Origin of the sequence: Mycobacterium sp., from assembly GCF_035623875.1 — a bacterium.
GTDB lineage: Bacteria > Actinomycetota > Actinomycetes > Mycobacteriales > Mycobacteriaceae > Mycobacterium.
Map to the genome: position 1 here is coordinate 51,608 of NZ_DASPSP010000016.1, position 17,806 is coordinate 69,413.

At 65.0% G+C, this 17,806-nt stretch carries 17 protein-coding genes; 12 read left to right on the forward strand and 5 right to left on the reverse strand.

Annotated features, from left to right (window positions below; translation table 11 throughout):
- Nucleotides 1–294 precede the first annotated feature (294 nt).
- The 9 genes from VEI45_RS01555 (at nucleotide 295) to rraA (ending at nucleotide 6,028) form a co-directional block, all read left to right on the forward strand.
- Nucleotides 295–453 carry a hypothetical protein gene (locus VEI45_RS01555; RefSeq protein WP_324849448.1) on the forward strand — a complete coding sequence of 53 codons (159 nt, stop codon included), beginning with the start codon at nucleotides 295–297 and terminating at the stop codon, nucleotides 451–453.
- A 162-nt stretch (nucleotides 454–615) separates the two neighbouring features.
- Complete coding sequence (locus tag VEI45_RS01560) at nucleotides 616–1,239, forward strand: superoxide dismutase (protein ID WP_324849450.1); 624 nt, start codon at nucleotides 616–618, stop codon at nucleotides 1,237–1,239.
- Nucleotides 1,240–1,440: 201 nt separating this feature from the next.
- Nucleotides 1,441–1,974, forward strand: coding sequence for a peptidase (locus VEI45_RS01565; RefSeq protein ID WP_324849452.1), 534 nt, complete (start codon nucleotides 1,441–1,443; stop codon nucleotides 1,972–1,974).
- A 438-nt stretch (nucleotides 1,975–2,412) separates the two neighbouring features.
- Entirely contained in the window at nucleotides 2,413–2,811 is a 399-nt protein-coding gene (locus VEI45_RS01570) for a transcriptional regulator (protein ID WP_324849483.1), read from the forward strand.
- Between the two features lie 86 nt (nucleotides 2,812–2,897).
- Complete coding sequence (locus VEI45_RS01575; RefSeq protein ID WP_324849454.1) at nucleotides 2,898–3,554, forward strand: DUF6474 family protein; 657 nt, start codon at nucleotides 2,898–2,900, stop codon at nucleotides 3,552–3,554.
- Nucleotides 3,555–3,615: 61 nt separating this feature from the next.
- Entirely contained in the window at nucleotides 3,616–4,311 is a 696-nt protein-coding gene (locus VEI45_RS01580; RefSeq protein ID WP_324849456.1) for a YcnI family protein, read from the forward strand.
- On the forward strand, nucleotides 4,308–4,823 hold the full coding sequence (locus VEI45_RS01585; protein WP_324849458.1) for a copper resistance CopC family protein: 516 nt from the start codon (nucleotides 4,308–4,310) through the stop codon (nucleotides 4,821–4,823). The genes VEI45_RS01580 and VEI45_RS01585 overlap by 4 nt, the downstream gene beginning before the upstream one ends.
- A gap of 118 nt (nucleotides 4,824–4,941) precedes the next feature.
- Nucleotides 4,942–5,514 carry a nucleoid-structuring protein H-NS gene (locus tag VEI45_RS01590; RefSeq protein ID WP_414687377.1) on the forward strand — a complete coding sequence of 191 codons (573 nt, stop codon included), beginning with the start codon at nucleotides 4,942–4,944 and terminating at the stop codon, nucleotides 5,512–5,514.
- 22 nt (nucleotides 5,515–5,536) lie between these two features.
- On the forward strand, nucleotides 5,537–6,028 hold the full coding sequence (gene rraA, locus VEI45_RS01595) for a ribonuclease E activity regulator RraA (protein WP_324849460.1): 492 nt from the start codon (nucleotides 5,537–5,539) through the stop codon (nucleotides 6,026–6,028).
- Here the strand turns inward: rraA and VEI45_RS01600 are convergent.
- Nucleotides 6,025–7,494 (reverse strand): NAD(P)/FAD-dependent oxidoreductase, encoded by a 1,470-nt coding sequence (locus VEI45_RS01600; protein WP_324849462.1) that lies wholly within the window; start codon nucleotides 7,492–7,494, stop codon nucleotides 6,025–6,027. The genes rraA and VEI45_RS01600 overlap by 4 nt on opposite strands.
- A gap of 76 nt (nucleotides 7,495–7,570) precedes the next feature.
- Here VEI45_RS01600 and VEI45_RS01605 point away from each other — a divergent pair, with 76 nt between their 5' ends.
- Both VEI45_RS01605 and dinB read left to right on the forward strand, forming a co-directional pair.
- A complete protein-coding gene (locus tag VEI45_RS01605; RefSeq protein ID WP_324849464.1) occupies nucleotides 7,571–8,215 on the forward strand; it encodes a TetR/AcrR family transcriptional regulator in 645 nt (214 codons plus the stop codon).
- Between the two features lie 77 nt (nucleotides 8,216–8,292).
- A complete protein-coding gene (gene dinB, locus VEI45_RS01610; RefSeq protein ID WP_324849465.1) occupies nucleotides 8,293–9,522 on the forward strand; it encodes a DNA polymerase IV in 1,230 nt (409 codons plus the stop codon).
- A 239-nt stretch (nucleotides 9,523–9,761) separates the two neighbouring features.
- On the opposite strand, the gene VEI45_RS01615 is transcribed toward dinB, so the two are convergent.
- Together VEI45_RS01615 and VEI45_RS01620 are read right to left on the reverse strand one after the other, a co-directional pair.
- Nucleotides 9,762–10,766, reverse strand: a complete 1,005-nt coding sequence (locus tag VEI45_RS01615; protein WP_324849467.1) for a PHP domain-containing protein — start codon at nucleotides 10,764–10,766, stop codon at nucleotides 9,762–9,764.
- Nucleotides 10,767–10,794: 28 nt separating this feature from the next.
- Complete coding sequence (locus VEI45_RS01620) at nucleotides 10,795–11,295, reverse strand: hypothetical protein (RefSeq protein ID WP_414687378.1); 501 nt, start codon at nucleotides 11,293–11,295, stop codon at nucleotides 10,795–10,797.
- Between VEI45_RS01620 and VEI45_RS01625 the strand changes: the two genes are divergently transcribed.
- Entirely contained in the window at nucleotides 11,294–12,142 is an 849-nt protein-coding gene (locus VEI45_RS01625) for an LLM class F420-dependent oxidoreductase (protein ID WP_324849469.1), read from the forward strand. The genes VEI45_RS01620 and VEI45_RS01625 overlap by 2 nt on opposite strands.
- A 391-nt stretch (nucleotides 12,143–12,533) precedes the next feature.
- Here the strand turns inward: VEI45_RS01625 and VEI45_RS01630 are convergent, their stop codons facing one another.
- Entirely contained in the window at nucleotides 12,534–14,000 is a 1,467-nt protein-coding gene (locus VEI45_RS01630; protein WP_324849471.1) for a glutamate synthase subunit beta, read from the reverse strand.
- A partial coding sequence (gene gltB / locus VEI45_RS01635; protein ID WP_324849473.1) for a glutamate synthase large subunit occupies nucleotides 13,993–17,806 on the reverse strand: 3,814 nt, incomplete at its 5' end. The genes VEI45_RS01630 and gltB, both read right to left, overlap by 8 nt.

Here is a 17,806-nt window from a genome sequence, read left to right on the forward strand (position 1 = left end):
CGACAGTCCTGCACGACGCTGAGCGAATTCTCAGCACGGCTGAGCACACCCGCTGCACCCCCGTATGGGGGATGTCACATCGAGTCCACCCCGGCCGACCACTGGCCCGGCTTACCCGGACGGCGCGAATCGTCGCGTGCCCGCCATTGTCGGCCAGCAAAAAGATGCTGATCAGCTGGCCACTTTCGGTTCGATTTTCCGGCTGCTACATAAGGGGCTATGATCGCGACCACTGAGAATGTTTGTGACTCTTCTCACTGGGAGAGAGTTGGACGTGGAGACCGGGGTCATCTGATGACAACGCAACCGATCGGACCGCAGCCGGCGGGATCGTCGTCGCGCTGGTACACCAGTTCGCCCACGTGCAACCGTTCCTACTTGCTGGCCGCTTTGCGCGCCGGCCTGATCGCCATGGTTTTGCTGGCGGTCCTCGCGGTCATCGTTTGGTTCTGAAGTCCCGCCGCCGGGTATCCACCCATCGCACTCGTTCTTGCGGTGCGCGCGGTGATGGAGCAGGGTTGACATGGTTGACCAACCCAAGCCGCCGCGCCGCTAACAGCCTGCGAGTGGAGCGTCAGAATTAGATCGGCAACGATCATCGAAGGAAGGAATCCCGTGGCTGAATACACTTTGCCCGACCTCGACTGGGACTACGGAGCACTGGAGCCGCATATCTCGGGTCAAATCAACGAGCTTCACCACGACAAGCACCACGCCACCTACGTCAAGGGCGCCAACGATGCCCTTGCGAAACTCGAAGAGGCGCGCGCCAAAGAAGATTTCTCGGCCATTCTGCTGTACGAGAAGAACTTGGCGTTCAACCTGGCCGGCCACGTCAACCACAGTCTGTGGTGGAAGAACCTGTCTCCCAACGGTGGTGACAAGCCGACCGGCGAGCTCGCGGCTGCCATTGATGGCGCCTTCGGATCATTCGACAAGTTCCGTGGTCAGTTCACCTCGGCTGCCACCACCGTGCAGGGATCGGGCTGGGCGGCGCTCGGCTGGGACAGCCTCGGCCAGAAGCTCTTGGTATTCCAGGTGTACGACCACCAGACCAATTTCCCGCTCGGTATCGTTCCGTTGCTGGTGCTCGACATGTGGGAGCACGCTTTCTATTTGCAGTACAAGAACGTCAAAGCCGACTTCGCCAAGGCATTCTGGAACGTCGTGAACTGGGAAGACGTGCAATCACGTTACGCGGCGGCGACTTCGAAGGCCAAGGGGCTGATCGCCGGCTGATTCCAGATGAATTCGCCTGTTCGGGGCGTCGCGCGATGCGCGCGACGCCCCGTTTGCTATTTCGGCCGTGTTTCTTTTTGCCCAAGTTGGGCGTTGGTTGCTCGTGTCAGCTTGCGGGTATTCCCGGGCTGACGCATGCTGAGCTGATCGACCCACCGGCGTATCGCTGGGTACCCGAACCGAAGCATGGCGGAGGGCGAAATGGAAAACGGGTCAGGCCGGGCCATCGAGGTGGCCCCATTTCATTCCCGTGGTGCCCTGAAAGGGTTTGTCATTTCCGGGCGTTGGCCTGACTCGACGAAAGAGTGGGCTCAACTGTTGATGGTTGCGGTCAGGGTAGCGTCGTTGCCTGGATTGCTCGATACCACAACGGTATTCGGTGCTCGCGAGGAACTGCCGGACGCTCCCGTGCCGGGCACCGTCGGCCTGGTGCTGGCAGAGGGTCCGGTGGTTGGCGAATCCGCTATCCGGCCAGGCTATTTCGCCGACCATCAGCCGCCGGCACTGTTGATGCTACATCCACCCTCGGAGACCACTCCGTCGTTACCCGAATGCAACGGCGCGGCGTCGGGATGCGTGCTGCTGCCCGGGCTGCCGTATCTGGGGCTCGAGCACCGTGCGGCCTGGGTGGAGGCAGAAGCCGACGGCACCATCACCTCGATGGTCAGTCGCGTCGGTGTCGACCCGATCAGCCATCCCGACACCGCGATCCTGGCGATGCTGCTCGCTGCCTGAGGGTCTCCATCGACCAGACCGAACGAGAGCGGAATTCGACGACGCGCGCCAGGCCGTAATGCGGTTCTCCGCGCGGAACTCGGCGGCAACCGTGCGGTTCATGCATCGGCGGGCGACAGGCCAGCAAATTGGCTTTTCGAGGGGTCGTCGCCGCGCGCCGGTTGCCGTAGCGTCGGATGCGGTCAACTGACAAAGCCGCGCGCTGCGGAACTCTCGGCGCTGAGCCCACGAAGCATGCCACAATTCGCTTGCTACATCTTGTGAATTCGCTGAATACCGTGCGTGCCGCGCAGTGACGCCGTCGCCAACGAACGGCACGGCCATCGGCAGCAATTCGCGCCAAGTTTGCACTTGGTTGCGGCGATAACACTCGCTACGATGGTCAGCAAATACCTAGTTGGATTTATTTGTTCTACCGGCCTGGTGGAGGTCATATCGATGAGCACGACGTTTTCTGCCCGCCTGAACCGCCTGTTCGACACGGTTTATCCGCCCGGACGGGGGCCGCATACCTCCGCTGAGGTGATCGCGGCGCTCAAGGCGGAGGGCGTCACGATGTCTGCTCCCTACCTGTCGCAGCTACGCTCCGGCAACCGCACAAACCCGTCGTCTGCCACCATGGCCGCGCTGGCGAACTTCTTCCGCATCAAGCCCGCCTACTTCACTGACGACGAATACTACGAAAAGCTCGACAAAGAGTTGTCGTGGCTGATAACCATGCGCGATGAGGGCATTCGGCGTATCGCGGTTCGCGCCAGCGGTTTGTCTGCAGAGGCGCAACACGACATCGTGGAGCGCGTTGACGAGTTGCGCCGCAAAGAACACCTGGACGCCTAGCCTGGTGGCCCGCCCGGTTAGGGTTGGCCCATCGATGGGGCACATGCACCCCGATAGTCGACGAGATACCGGGGAGGCGGCCGCGAATGGGACTATTCGGCAAACGAAAAACCCGCGCGACGCGTCGTGCCGAGGCCCGCGCCATCAAAGCCCGGGCCAAACTTGAGGCAAAGCTGTCTGCGAAAAACGAGGCCCGCCGGTTCAAAGCCACGCAGCGTGCCGAATCGAAGGCGTTCAAGGACCAGTTGAAGGCGCAGCGCGACAGCGACCTCACGGCGCTGAAGGTTGCCGAGACCGAGCTCAAGGCGATGCGTGAGGGCAAGTTGCTGTCACCGACGCGAATTCGCCGGATCCTGACGGTGTCTCGGCTGCTCGCGCCGATCGCGGTGCCGCTGGCCTATCGGGTCGCCATCGCCGCCCGCGGGTTGATCGACCAGCGGCGCGCCGACCAGCTTGGGGTTCCGTTGGCCCAGATCGGGCAGTTCTCCGGAAACGGTGGCCGGTTGTCGGCCCGCATCGCCGGCGCCGAGCAATCGTTGCGCACGGTGCAGGAGAAGAAGCCCAAGGACATCGAGACCACGCAATTCGTCACCGCTATTTCTGAACGGCTCACCGACCTGTCGGCTGCCGTCACCGCCGCCGAGAACATGCCCGCCGCACGCCGCCGTGCCGCCCACGCCGCGATCTCCCGACAACTCGACGAGATCGACGCCGACCTGATGGCGCGGCTCGGATTGACCTGATTCCGCGGCCGCCTGCCCACGCGGCCCGAACCTGCCCCTTCGACAAAGGAATAGCAATCGGATGTCATGGCACCACAGTTTGGTTTGGCGAGCGCTGATCTCAGCTGCCGCCACCACCACGCTCTACCTGGGATCGGCCGCCGCCATCGCCCCGGCGTCAGCCCATGTCCAGGCCAGCAGCGACGACGCCGTCCGCGGCGGCATGGCGCTGGTCACCTTCCAGGTGCCCAACGAGTCCACCAAAGGCGCATCCACTACCGCTCTCACCATCGACCTGTCCAATGTCACGGCCGTGCAGACCGAATCGCAGCCCGGTTGGACGGCCAAGCTCGACCGCGACGCCGCGTCCGGCACCGTTCGCTCGGTCACCTGGACGGCAGCACCGAACGGCGGCATCCCGGTCAATCAGTTCGGGCTGTTCAGGATCTCGGCGAAGCTTCCCGACGCCGACACCGTCAGCTTCCCGGCTATCCAGACCTACGCCGACGGTTCGGCGGTCAAGTGGGATCAGGCGCCGCAGCCCGGCGGGGTCGAGCCGTCTAATCCGGCGCCGATGCTGACACTCACCGGAGGGCCGGCGGCGCCGCCCGCGCATCACCCACACCCAACCAGCACCGCCGCGCCCACCGCCGTCGAGACGGCGCCGACCCAAAAGCCGAGGGCTGCATCCGACAACACCGCCCGGATACTCGGTGGAGCCGCGCTCCTGTTCGGCGCCCTGGGTATTGGTATCGCGCTGGTCGGTCGACGGACATGACCCGGCGAGCACGTATCGTTGCGGTGAGTCTGCTGCTGGCAGCAGTCGCCATCGGCACCACCTTGACCGCGGGGGCCGCCAGTGCGCACGCCGCCCGGGTATCGGCCGACCCCGCCGAGAATGCCGCTATCAGCACCGGTCCGGCCCGCGTCAGCGCGACCTTCAACGAGGATCTGCAAACCACGTTCGTCGCGATGACGGTTGTCGGTCCGGACGGCAACCTGTGGTCTTCCGGACAGCCGCAGGTGCGCGGCCCGGTCGTCAGCGTCGGCCTACGGCCCCTGGGACCGACCGGAAATTACACGGCGAACTACCGCGTGACGTCGGCCGACGGGCACGTGGTGTCCGGGTCATGGTCGTTTCGGCTGACGGCACCCGGCACCGGCACACCCGGGCCGACGGCGGACACCTCGGATACCGACAACGGCGACATCCCCGTCTGGCCGTTCATTGTCGGCGCGCTGGTGCTGGTCGGCGGCGCGGTGCTCTGGCAGGTGCGGAACCGACCCTGACGGTTCGGCTGTCGCGGGCTAACCCCGGACGACCCGCCCGACGGCCCTGGCATGATGGATTCAACTGCTGGTGTACGTGGCCGGTGTACCCGACGAGCAACTGCAAAGGAGCAGCCGCATGGCAGACCCGCAGGATCGACCGAACGACACACCTGAACACGCGTGGGGCGCCGCACCCACACCGCCCAGTCCGCCCTCCCCACCCGCCGACACCGCACCTCCGCAACCGCCGGAGCACGCCGCCGAAATGTCAACGCCACCGGCCAAGGCGCCGGATCAACCGGCCAAGAAAGCCCCTGCTAAAAAAGCGCCCGCCAAGGCAGCGAAAAAGAGCCAACAGGCCGCACCAAAGAAGGCAGCGGCTAAAAAGGTCGCCGGGAAGGCACCCGCTAAGAAAGCCACCAAGAAAGCGCCGGCAAAGAAGGCGCCCGCCAAAACCACTGAGTCCGGCGCCGCCAAGCCACCAACCCGGCCCGCAACGCCACCACGGATCGACACCAACGGCCAACTTGCCGCTGCAGCCAAAGACGCTGCGGCACAAGCGAAGTCAACTGTGGACGCGGCGAGAAGCCCGGTGCCGGGGGAAGCCGGCCTGGCGTCGGCCGGCCGCTCACCGCTGCCCTTGGCGGTGGCCATCGCGATCAGTGTGCTGGCGTTGCTGCTGGTCCGCCGGCTCCGTCGACGGGGCTAGACGGGGTAGCTAGCATGTCCCGGTGAGCGTGATTTTCCGGCCCACGGCTGACCTGGTCGACGAGATCGGGCCCGACGTACGTAGCTGTGACGTTCAATTCCGTCAGTTCGGCGCGCGAACACAATTCGCCGGTCCGATCACCACGGTGCGCTGCTTACAAGACAATGCACTGCTGAAGTCGGTGCTGGCCACGCCGGGCGACGGCGGTGTGCTGGTGATCGACGGCGAAGGCTCGTTGCACACAGCGCTGGTCGGTGACGTCATCGCCGATTTGGCCCACTCCAACGGCTGGACCGGGCTGATCGTGCATGGTGCCGTTCGGGATGCCGCCGCTCTGCGTGGCATCGACCTCGGCATCAAGGCGCTCGGCACCAATCCCCGCAAGAGCAGCAAGACCGGTGACGGTGAGCGCGACGTCACGGTGGGCTTTGGCGGGGTGGAATTCGTGCCGGGCGACATCGCCTACAGCGACGACGACGGAATCGTCGTCGTCGCCACGGCCGCTACCGGCTAAACTGCCAGGGCGGCAAGCTTTTTAGCGAAGTGCAGCGCCTCGTCATCGACTCGGCCACGCCGGATCAGCTGCAGGTCGAGCAGATAGTTCTGCTTGAGCCGCCACGGGATGACTGAACCGGCCTTCGGCAGATAGTCCAATGCCCGCAGCACATACCCCGGCGTGAAGTCCATCAACGGGCGCTCGTCGACCGAGTCCCCCGGGTGTTGCGGCACCACGGTGTCGAAGCCGTTGGCATCCATGTAATTGAGCACCCGACAGACGAACTCCGACACCAGGTCGGCCTTGAGCGTCCAGGACGCGTTGGTGTAGCCGACGGTGAACGCCATGTTCGGCATGCCGGTCAGCATCATGCCCTTGTAGGCCATGGTGTCGGTGAGTTCGACCGGCAGGCCGTTACGTCGGATCGCGGCGCCACCGAACAGCTGGAGGTTCAAACCCGTTGCGGTAATGATGATGTCGGCTTGCAGCTCGTTACCAGAGCTGAGCTTGATCCCGGTTTTGGTGAACCGGTCGATGGTGTCGGTGACGACGTCGGCCTGGCCGCGCCGGATGGTCTTGAACAGGTCGCCGTCGGGCGCCAGGCACAACCGCTGGTCCCACACGTTGTAGCTCGGGCCGAAGTGCTTGTCCACGTCGTAGCCCTCGGGCAGCCGCCGCTTGGCCATCGCCAGCAGGATCTTGCGCATGTAGTTCGGGAATCGCCGGGCAAGCTGGTATTGAGCCGTGCTGAAACCGATCGCCTTCCAACGGTTCACGACATGCGCGGCACGTGCCGGCAGCAGCCGGTTTGCCCGCTCGGCCACCGGGTCCACCTCGGGCAACGACCCGATGTAGGTCGGCGAGCGCTGCAGCATGGTCACGTGGCCCGCCCCGGAGTTCACCAACGCCGGGATGAGCGTCACCGCGGTGGCGCCGGATCCGATGACGACGATCTTCTTGCCTGCGTAGTCGAGGTCCTCCGGCCAGTGCTGGGGGTGGACGATCGTGCCCTGGAAATCTTCGGCGCCTGCGAACGTCGGCGAGTAACCCTCGTCGTAGTTGTAGTAGCCGCTGCACGTGAACAAGAACTTGCAGGTGATCTCGTCCTGCCGGCCGTCGTTGTCCGCAGTGACGGTCCATCGATTGTCGGCGTCGGACCATTCGGCGGCGACCACCCGGTGGCGGTAGCGGATGTGCCGGTCGATTCCGTTCTCCGCCGCGGCCTCCTTGAGGTAGGCCTTGATCGATGCGCCATCGGCGATCGACTTGGCCGAACGCCACGGCTTGAACCGGAACCCCAGCGTGAACATGTCCGAGTCGGAGCGAATGCCCGGATAGCGGAACAGGTCCCAGGTGCCGCCGAGATCGTCTCGGCGCTCCAAGATCGCATAGCTCTTCGACGGGCAGCGGTCCTGCAGATGCCAAGCGGCGCTGATGCCGGAGATACCGGCGCCCACGATGAGGACGTCGAGATGTTCGGTCATGGCGTCACGCTATCAACGCGGTGTTAAGTGCGTCAACACAGTGTCGAATTTATCGACACGTTGTAAAGTAGCGGTCGTGACCACCGTCAGCTCCCGCACCTCGAGGGGGCGTCGCTCGGCACGCCCATCGGGTGACGACCGTGAGCTCGCCATCCTGACCACTGCCGAACGGCTGCTGCAGCAGCGTCCGCTCACCGACATCTCGGTCGACGACCTGGCCAAGGGAGCCGGCCTCTCCCGGCCGGCGTTCTACTTCTACTTCCCGTCCAAGGACGCCGTCCTGCTCACGCTGTTCGAACGGGTGATCGTCGAGGCCGACTCCGCGTTGGAAGGTATGGTCGCCAATCCGCCGGCTGACCTGAAAGCGCTGTGGCGCACCGGCATCAACGTCTTCGTCGAGACATTCGGTTCGCACCGCGCGGTATCGCTGGCCGCCGACGCCACACGCACCAACAAGGACCTTCGCGAACTGTGGTCACGCTTCATGCAGAAGTGGGTCGGCCACATCGCCACGGTGATCGAGACCGAGCGCTCTCGCGGCGCGGCGCCGGTGACGCTGCCTGCCGACGAACTGTCGGCGGCGCTGAACCTGCTCAACGAGAAGGTCATGCTGACGTCCTTCGCCGGCGATCGCCCGTCGGTGCCCGATGAGCGGGTGCTGGAGACGTTGGTGCATATCTGGATCACCAGCATCTATGGAAAACCCGCGCCGCAGTCTTAGCACGGTGACGATGCAGTCCGCATAGCGGACTGAGAAGGAACCGGGCAATCAAATGCGTCACCGGTTGATGCGAACATATGTTCGTGCGGAGCTCGCCTAGCCAAACAACGGACATTCTTCACGCAGACCTCGACTCGTTCTACGCGTCCGTCGAACAACGCGATGATCCGGCTCTGCGCGGCCGGCCGGTGATCGTCGGCGGCGGGGTGGTGCTGGCGGCCAGCTACGAAGCCAAGGCCTACGGTGTGCGCACCGCGATGGGTGGCGGACAGGCGCGGCGGCTTTGCCCACACGCCGCGGTGGTCCCGCCCCGAATGGCTGCGTACACGCAGGCCAGCGAGGCGGTATTCGAGGTTTTCCGCGACACCACTCCCCTGGTCGAGCCGCTGTCGGTGGACGAGGCCTTCCTGGACGTCGGCGGGCTGCGCCGAGTCTCCGGAACACCGGTGCAGATCGCGGCCCGGCTGCGCAGCGAGGTACGCGACCATGTCGGCCTGCCGATCACCGTCGGCATCGCGCGGACGAAGTTCCTCGCCAAAATCGCCAGCCAGGAAGCCAAACCGGATGGCTTGCTGCTGGTTCCGCCCGGGCGAGAGCTTGCTTTCCTGCATCCGCTGCCGGTGCGCCGGCTGTGGGGCGTCGGTGCGGTGACCGCCGACAAGCTGCACACTCACGGCATCGAGACGGTCGCCGACGTGGCCGAGCTCAGCGAGTCCATGCTGGCGTCATTGGTGGGCGGAGCGATGGGCGCCCGGCTGTATGCCCTTTGCCGCAACGTCGATGCGCGCCGGGTTTCGACCGGTGTTCGCCGACGTTCGGTGGGCGCCCAGCGCGCGCTTGGCCGCGCAGGTAACACGATGTCACCGGCGGAGGTCGACGCGGTGGTGATCAACCTGATCGACCGGATCACCGGGCGGATGCGGGCCGCCGGTCGCACCGGGCGGACGGTCACATTGCGGCTGCGGTTCAACGACTTCGGCCGGGCCACCCGATCGCACACGTTGCCGTGGGCCACCTCCTCGACGCAAACCATCCTCGCCACGGCCCGGCAACTGGTCACAACCGCCGCGCCGCTGATCGCCGAGCGCGGTCTGACACTGGTCGGGTTCGCCGTTTCGGAGATCGACCGCAGCGGCGCCGAGCAGCTGATGCTGCCGTTCGACGGGGCGCAAAGGGATCCCAAGGACGTCGAAGCCGTCGACGCGGCGGTCGACCGGGTGCGTCGCCGCTATGGCAGGTCGGCGCTCACCCGCGCAGTGCTGGTCGGCCGCGACCCCGGCCTGGAGATGCCTCATCTACCCGACTGAGTTCAACGCAGCGACTTGACCAAATGCCCTACTGGAGCGGCAGTTTCACCACCCGATTATCCCTCCATTGACGCCTGGCCTGGCGCCGATAGCGGATTACCGCTGGGCGGAGATTGCGGTTGTTCAGTCATCCCCCGACCCTCCACAGACACGGTTAGTTAGCTGGCCAGCACGAGCACCCTGGCTGCCCATGGCACGCCACGTAGCCGAATAACTGGCAGTTCCGCCAAAGCGTCCGGTCACGATGCCGTCCACGCCAGCAGCTTGTCGACCGGCCAGGTGTTGACGATCCGCTCGGCCGGCACGCCGGTATCAAGCGCGCGCTGAGCGCCGTAGCCGAGGAAGTCGAGCTGGCCCGGCGCATGCGCGTCGGTATCGATGCTGAAATCACACCCGATCTCCAGGGCGAGGTTGAGCAGCCGGGTTGGCGGATCACGACGTTCGGGCCGGGAGTTGATCTCCACGGCGGTGCCGTGATCGCGGCAGGCGGTGAACACCGCTTCGGCGTCGAACTTCGACTCCGGTCGGATACCGCGGTTTCCGGCGACCAGCCGGCCTGTGCAGTGGCCGAGAACGTCGGCGTGGCCGTTGCTGACGGCGCGCACCATCCGGCGGGTCATCGACGCGGCATCCATCGACAGCTTCGAATGCACGCTGGCCACCACGATGTCGAGGCGATCCAACAGCTCGGGCTCCTGGTCCAGGCTGCCGTCGTCGAGGATGTCCACCTCGATACCGGTGAGGATCCGCATCGGCGCGAACCGCTCGCGCAGCCCCTCGATCACGTCGAGTTGTTTACGCAGCCGCTCCGGTGACACCCCGTTGGCGATGGTCAGCCGCGGCGAGTGGTCGGTCAGCGCACAGTACTCATGCCCCAGCGCCCCCGCGGTGGCCATCATCTCTTCGATCGGCGCCGAGCCGTCCGACCAGTTGGAATGCAGGTGCAAGTCGCCGCGCAATGCTGCCCGGATTTCGCCACCGCCGAGATCCTCAGCGGCAGAACGCAATTCGATCAGGGCATCGGGCTCACGCCCGCACCAGGCCTGGTCGATCACCTTCGCCGTCTTTGGCCCGATACCCGGCAGCGACTGCCAACTGTTGGCCTGCCCGTGCCGCTCCCGCTCCGCGTCGTCCAGGCGCTCGACGATGTCGGCGGCGTTGCGATAGGCCATCACCCGCCGCGAGTCCTCGCGGGCCCGGTCTTTGTAATAGGCGATCTGTCGCAGCGCGGTCACCGGATCCATGGCTTCAGTGTGCCCGTCTGACGGCGGCTCAAGTCACCAGTTGCCCGGCGATGAACCCGGCGAGTAGCACCCCGAAACCGCCGATCTCACCGACGATCAGCAACGCCATCGCCACCCGCAGTCCCCGATCGGGGCTTTCGAATTGGTTGACGGTGTCGCGCCGTAGGCCATGGCCGATGTATCCGACGGTCGCCCCGATGAAGAAGAAGACCACGATCATCGCCGCGGTCAGGTTGACCCAGACCGGCCATGCGCTGAGTTCGACGAAGACCGCAACCAGCAGCGTCGCAAACGAGTACAGCAGCGCTGCCCGGTGCGCGATGTCGACGTACGGGTGCGCCCGGTGATCGTCGGACACCATGATCTGGCGGTACTTCCAGACCCCCAACACCAAAGCGAGCAGAAAGATCAGACCGGCCGCCAGCAGGGTTATCTTGACGTCGATTCGCAGCGCGCTGCTGATTGTCGGATCGGCGTACGCCCGGCCCTGGCGGCAGGACTCCACAATCTGGACTACGGTCGGGCTCATGCGATTTGCGTTCAAAACCTCACCCCAAAACACGACCTGGGCACAAATGCTCGCTGTCTGGCAGGCCGCCGACGATATCGAGATTTACGAGTCCGGTTGGACGTTCGACCACTTCTACCCGATCTTCAGTGACAGCGCCGGCCCCTGTCTAGAGGGCTGGACGACGCTGACCGCGCTCGCACAGGCCACCAAGCGACTGCGGCTGGGCACCCTGGTCAGCGGCATCCACTACCGCCACCCGGCGCTGCTGGCCAACATGGCCGCGGCGCTCGACATCATCTCCAACGGGCGACTCGAGCTCGGCATCGGCGCCGGATGGAACGAAGAGGAATCCGGCGCCTACGGCATCGAGCTGGGCAGCATCAAGGAACGCTTCGACCGATTCGAAGAGGCCTGCGAGGTGCTGACCAGCCTGCTCAGCCAGCCGACCACGAACTTCGACGGCAAGTACTACCAGTTCAAAGACGCCCGCAACGAGCCCAAGGGCCCGCAGCGCCCGCACCCCCCGATCTGCATCGGCGGCAGCGGCGAGAAGCGCACCCTGCGCATCACCGCACGTTATGCCCAGCACTGGAACTTCGCCGGCGGACCGCCGGAACTGTTCGCCCACAAGCGCGACGTGCTGGCCTCCCACTGCGCCGACATCGGGCGTGATCCCAAGGAGATCACGTTGTCCGCCCACCTTCGCCTGGAACCGGACCGCAACTACACGAAGGTCATCGAGGACGCGGCGGGTCTGGCCGCGGAGGGCCTGGATCTGGGCATTGTCTACATCGCGCCGCCGCATGACCCGGCCGTACTGGAGCCGCTGGCCGAGGCGATCCGAGATTCAGGACTGGCTGCATAGGCGGTTAGCAACAATTTCCAGGTCTCGGTGTCGAGAACCTCAGGTAACAAATTGATCACTTTGAGCAAACGCCGACCGCATTCTACAGACCGCCGGAGTCAACACTTATACACCGAAGCGAAGCAGTTCCTCCGCAGTCACCAAGCGCTCGAGCCTGGCGGGGAATTCCCGGCTCTTGACCGGGTGTCGGAACCATGACCAGGCGATTCGGCCGACCCGCGACCGACTCATCGGATTGATATACACGGTGCTCACTCCTGCGATTGATCAACGTGGCCGAGCACCACGCCCCCGCGGCGCCCTATATCGAGCAATTAGACACCCTATAGCTGGCAAACAGTGTAAGACTCGCCGAGTAATTTATCAAATGTTGCTGGCGTGACGACAGTGACTAGCGTTGCGGAGCGGCCGTGGGCATGATCGGCGCGGGCAGAGCGCTGTGACCCATCAGGAATTGGTCCACGCCGGCCGCGGCCGCACGGCCTTCGGCGATTGCCCAGACGATCAACGACTGGCCGCGACCCATGTCGCCCGCAACGAAGACACCCGGCACCGAGCTCTCGAAGTTGTTGCCGCGCGCGACATTACCGCGATCGGTGAACTCGACGCCCAAGTCAGTCAGCAAGCCCGGCTTCTCCGGTCCGACGAATCCCATTGCCAGCAAGACCAAATTGGCTTCGATTTCGAAATCGGTGCCCCCAGTCTTGACGAACTTGCCGTCCTGCATCGTCACCTCGTGCACTTTCAGCGCAGCGACGTGACCGTCACGGCCGACGAACTCCTCGGTGTTGACCGAGAACACCCGTTCCCCGCCTTCTTCGTGTGCCCCGGACACCCGGAACATCAGCTCGTAGGTCGGCCATGGCGTGGACGGGGCGCGGGTGTCCGGCGGGCGCGGCATGATCTCGAACTGGTGCACGCTGACCGCACCCTGACGATGCACGGTGCCCAGGCAGTCGGCGCCGGTGTCACCGCCGCCGATGATGATGACCTTCTTACCCTTGGCGGTGATCGGCGGCTCGCCGTCGGGGCCGAGGACATCGTCGCCCTCCTGCACCCGGTTGGACCAGGGCAGGTATTCCATCGCCTGGTGGATACCCTCGAGTTCGCGACCGGTGATCGGCAGATCGCGCCAGGCGGTCGCGCCGCCGGCTAGAACCACCGCGTCGAACTCGGCGCGCAACTGCTCGGCGGTGATGTCGACACCAACGTTGACGCCGGCGCGGAATTCGGTCCCTTCGGCCCGCATCTGCGCCAACCGGCGGTCCAGGTGACGCTTTTCCATCTTGAACTCGGGAATGCCATAGCGCAGCAGGCCGCCGATGCGGTCGTCGCGCTCGAAGACCGTCACGCTGTGCCCGGCCCGGGTGAGTTGCTGTGCGGCGGCCAGACCGGCCGGGCCCGACCCCACCACCGCGACCGTTTTGCCGGTCAGCTGATCCGGCGGCAGCGGCACCACCCAACCTTCATCGAAGGCGTTGTCGATGGTCTCCAGCTCAATCTGCTTGATTGTCACCGGGTCCTGGTTGATCCCGAGCACACATGACGATTCGCACGGCGCCGGGCAGAGTCGGCCGGTGAAGTCCGGAAAGTTGTTGGTGGCGTGCAGGCGTTCGATCGCGTCGCGCCAACGACCGGTGCGGACCAGGTCGTTCCATTCCGGTATCAGGTTGCCCAGCGGACAACCGTTGTGGCAGAACGGGATCCCGCAGTCCATGCAACGAGTGGCCTGGTGCTGCAGCGTCTCATGCGGAAAGTCTTCGTAGACCTCATGCCAGTCGCGCAGCCGCAGTGCCACTGGTCGGCGTTTCGGTGTCTCGCGATGGGTGTACTTCAGGAAGCCCTTCGGATCAGCCACTGGCTGCCGCCATGATCGCTACGTCGGGGTCGGCGCCGCTGCGTTCGGCCTCGGTGATCGCCTCCAGCACCCGCTTGTAATCGCGGGGCATCACCTTGACGAAGCACCGTTGCTGGCCTGTCCAGTCGGTCAAGATGCGCAGTCCGACCGCGGAGTCGGTGGCATCGACGTGCGCCTGAATCATGCCGTGCAGCCAGTCCAGGTCGTCACCGTCAGGGGCCTCCAGTTCCACCATTTCCGAGTTGAGGTTGTCCGGCAATGCATCCTCCGGGTCGTAGACAAAGGCGATGCCGCCGGACATGCCCGCTGCGAAGTTGCGGCCGGTGCGACCAAGAATCACCACCCTGCCGCCAGTCATGTATTCACAGCCGTGATCGCCGACTCCTTCGACTACTGCGTGGGCGCCGGAGTTACGAACCGCGAACCGCTCACCGACCACCCCGCGCAGGAATGCCTGACCGCTGGTGGCGCCGAACAGAATCACGTTGCCGCCGATGATGTTGTCCTCGGCGACGTAGTCTGGTGGCGCGTTGTCGGGTGGCCGCACCACGATCCGACCCCCGGACAATCCCTTGCCTACGTAGTCGTTGGCGTCGCCGTACACCCGCAGCGTGATGCCCGTGGGTACGAACGCGCCGAAGCTGTTACCAGCCGAACCGTCGAACGTGATGTCGATGGTGCCGTCTGGCAACCCTTGGCCGCCATAGGCTTTCGTCACCTCGTGGCCGAGCATGGTGCCAACAGTTCGGTTGACGTTGGCGATCGTGGTGGAGAATCGGACGGGTTTCCCGGAGTCCAGCGCCTCGCGGCTCATCACGATCAACTGTTGGTCCAGCGCCTTGTCCAGGCCATGGTCCTGGCTGGAACTGCAGTACAAATCCTGATTCATGAACGCTGATTCCGGCTCGAGCAGCACCGGTGTCAAGTCGAGCTTGTGCGCCTTCCAGTGCGCGCGGGCCAAGGTGGTGTCCAGCGACCCGACTTGGCCCACAGCCTCGTTGAGAGTGCGGAAACCGAGCTGTGCCATGTACTCGCGGACCTCTTCGGCGACAAACAGGAAGAAGTTCTCCACGAACTCGGGCTTTCCGGTGAACCGCTCCCGCAGCACCGGGTTCTGGGTGGCCACCCCAACCGGGCAGGTGTCGAGGTGACACACCCGCATCATGATGCAGCCGGACACCACCAGCGGGGCGGTGGCGAAGCCGAATTCCTCGGCACCGAGCAGCGCCGCGATCATCACGTCGCGCCCGGTTTTGAGCTGACCATCGACCTGGACCACGATCCGGTCGCGCAACCCGTTGAGTAGCAACGTCTGCTGGGTTTCGGCCAGCCCGAGCTCCCACGGCGCCCCCGCGTGCTTCATCGACGTGAGTGGTGTGGCCCCGGTGCCACCGTCGTGCCCGGAGATCAACACGACGTCGGCGTGCGCCTTGGAGACGCCGGCAGCCACCGTGCCGACCCCGTTCTCGGAGACCAGCTTGACGTGGATGCGCGCCGACGGGTTGGCGTTCTTCAGGTCGTGGATCAGCTGGGCCAGATCCTCGATCGAGTAGATGTCGTGGTGCGGGGGTGGTGAGATCAACCCCACGCCGGGGGTGGAGTGCCGCACCTCGGCGATCCACGGATACACCTTGCCACCCGGAAGTTGGCCGCCCTCACCGGGTTTGGCGCCCTGAGCCATCTTGATCTGGAGGTCAGAGCAGTTGGTCAGGTAGTGCGAGGTGACGCCGAACCTGGCCGACGCGACCTGCTTGATGGCACTGCGCCGCCAATCGCCGTTGGGGTCACGGTCGAAACGGCTGACGTGCTCACCGCCCTCGCCGCAGTTCGACCGGCCACCCAGCCGGTTCATCGCGATAGCCAGTGTTTCGTGCGCCTCGGCGGAGATCGAGCCGTAGCTCATCGCGCCGGTGGCAAAGTGTTTGACGATCTCACTGGCCGGCTCGACCTCATCGAGTGGGATCGGCGGGCGGACCCCCTCGCGGAACTTCAGCAGGCCGCGCAACGACGCCATCCGCTCGCTCTGGTCGTCGACCAGCCTGCTGTAATCCTTGAAGATCTTGTACTGGCCGGTGCGGGTGGAGTGCTGCAGCTTGAAGACGGTCTCCGGGTTGAACAGATGGTATTCGCCCTCACGGCGCCACTGGTATTCGCCGCCCACCTCGAGTTCGCGGTGTGCTCGCTCGTCGGGCCGATCCAAAAATGCCAGCTCATGGCGGGCCGCGACGTCGGCGGCAATGTCGGCGAGGGTGATTCCGCCAGTGGGGCAGGTCAATCCGGTGAAGTACTCGTCGAGAAGCTCCTCGGAGATGCCGACGGCCTGCATCAGTTGGGAACCGGTGTAGGACGCCAACGTCGAGATGCCCATCTTGGACATCACCTTCAGCACGCCCTTGCCGGCGGCCTTGATGTAGTTCTGCAGCGCGGTCTCGCGATCGAGTCCCTGGAGCACGCCACGGTCCAGCATGACCTCGATCGATTCGAACACTATGTACGGGTTGATCGCCGCCGCACCGAACGCCAACAGCGCTGCCATGTGGTGGACCTCGCGGGCATCGCCGGATTCGGCCACCAGCCCGACCTTGGTGCGGCTGCGTTCGCGTACCAGGTGATGGTGCACCGCGGAGACCGCCAGCAGCGACGGGATCGGGGCCATCTTCTCGTCGGACTCCCGATCGGACAGGATGATGATCCGCGCGCCGTCGGCGATCGCCGCCGAGGCTTGCGCACGCACCTCGTCGAGCGCCGCCTTCAGACCGGCGCCATTCTCGGCGACCGGGTACAGACAGCGAATCACCTTCGACCGCAAACCGTGCCGGCGACCGTTGACCTCGACGTCGGGGTCGAGATTGATCAGCTTAGCCAGTTCGTGGTTGCGCAGAATCGGCTGCGGCAAGACGATTTGGCGACAGGAATCCTCATTCGGGTTGAGCAGGTCGCCTTCTCCGCCGGTGGTGCCCTGCAGGCTGGTCACCACCTCTTCGCGGATGGCGTCCAGCGGCGGGTTGGTCACCTGTGCGAACAACTGCTGGAAATAGTCGAACAGCATCCGCGGCCGCTGGGAGAGCACCGCAACCGGTGTATCGGTTCCCATCGAGCCGATCGGCTCGGCGCCGTTGCGCACCATCGGCGCCACCAACAGGTTGAGCTCTTCGTAGGTGTATCCGAAAACCAGCTGCCGCAACACAACCCGATAGTGCGGCATCCGGACATAGTTGCCCTGGGGCAGCTCGGCCAGCGGAATCAGCCCGTTGTCCAGCCACTGCTGATAGGGGTGTTCGGCGGCCAGCTCGGCCTTGATCTCCTCGTCGGACACGATGCGTCCTTGCGTGGTATCGACCAGGAACATCCGGCCGGGCTGCAGCCGCATCCGGCGCACCACCGTCGACGGGTCGAGGTCAAGCACGCCGACCTCGGAGGCCATCACCACCAGACCGTCGGCGGTGACCCAAATCCGTGACGGGCGTAGCCCATTGCGGTCCAGCACGGCGCCCACCACCGCGCCGTCAGTGAACGTCATCGACGCCGGTCCGTCCCACGGCTCCATCAGCGAGGCGTGATATTGGTAGAACGCCCGCCGGGCCGGATCCATCGACTCGTGGCGCTCCCATGCCTCGGGGATCATCATCAGCACCGCGTGGGCCAGGCTGCGCCCGCCTAGGTGTAGCAGTTCGAGCGCCTCATCGAAGCGTGCGGTGTCTGAGGCACCAGGGGTGCAGATCGGGAAAAGCTTGTCGACGTCGTCGTAAGAGCCGAAGACATCGGTCCTCATCAACGCCTCCCGGGCCCGCATCCAGTTCTCGTTA